The sequence below is a fragment of the Paenisporosarcina quisquiliarum genome (assembly GCF_043641925.1).
Classification (GTDB): domain Bacteria; phylum Bacillota; class Bacilli; order Bacillales_A; family Planococcaceae; genus Paenisporosarcina; species Paenisporosarcina quisquiliarum_A.
This window is the reverse complement of record NZ_JBHZRU010000041.1, coordinates 1-1,070: the sequence shown is the minus strand read 5'-3', so window position 1 is coordinate 1,070 and position 1,070 is coordinate 1. Positions and strand designations below refer to the sequence as shown.

At 32.6% G+C, this 1,070-nt stretch carries 1 protein-coding gene; it reads right to left on the bottom strand.

What is annotated here, in order from left to right; genetic code table 11:
* Positions 1–298: 298 nt before the first annotated feature.
* Positions 299–769 carry a hypothetical protein gene (locus ACHUE4_RS16600; RefSeq protein WP_394192076.1) on the bottom strand — a complete coding sequence of 157 codons (471 nt, stop codon included), beginning with the start codon at positions 767–769 and terminating at the stop codon, positions 299–301.
* Positions 770–1,070: the final 301 nt, after the last annotated feature.

Genomic DNA, 1,070 nt, shown 5'->3' with positions numbered 1-1,070 from the left:
ACCCCGGCTACCGCTATCATATATCGATATAAAAAATGGTCAACCAGAAAAATCTGGCTGACCTTATAATACGAACGGGTGCTTTAGTTCAAGAATCAGGAGTTGCTAGTACAGCTCTTTTTCTTGTTCAACTAACGGGGCAGTTTAGTTGAAGAAGAGAGAATAGATGTTTGAGTAAGAAAACCAATATAAAAACCACCAAGTTCGATGGTGGTTTAGTTTGTTTATTTGATTATCGTACAGTTGGTACCGAGAATTGGCCTATACTTTTGTGTGCTTAAAGGATAGTAAAAGCTATTTAATCAGTTGGATTATCATCGGCTAGGTTATCTTCTTTACCTTTGTCTTTCGAGTCTTTGTCTTTCCAACCATTAAATTCACCATTATTTACCGCATCTCGTTTTGCTGTTCGCCCAAATCCGCCATTCAAAAAGTTACCTTTTAAATCATATACTGCATACTTCCTTATGACCATATACTTATCTTCGTAAATAGAAGCAAAAAAATAAACCTCAATATCTGGGTAATCGTAAGACAAATCTCTATAACCATACTTAGCTAATTCTTTCTCAAGTTCACGTAACTCACTACTACCATTAAGTTTTCTCCTGATATTTAATGTAGCATTTTGATATTCTTTATACTTTTGTTCATTTTTAGACAATGTAGAATAAAATTCATCTTCGGGCTTTTCTTTCGCAAATACACTCCAAGCTATGTTCAACGAGAGAAAAGTGGTTAATAAAATTATTATAAATTTGCTTTTCAAAATTTCCACACCTCCTTTTTCTCATTATTCTCATTTTCGTTAACATCATACGAAAAATTTTGCAATAAAACAGCTCTTTTCTTGTTCAACTAAAGGAGCAGTTTAGTTGAAGAATATTAATAATTTCAATGGGCATATTACCTACAAACTAAGTTGAGTAGGTGATTTAAATGAAAAGAATAGTTACATTTTTAATATTCGTAGTTCTGATGACTACATCGACAATAATTTATGCAAATCTTCCTACAAAAACAAAAGCAACAAGAGAGAATTTGCTTGAAGATGCTGTAAAGCAAGAAGC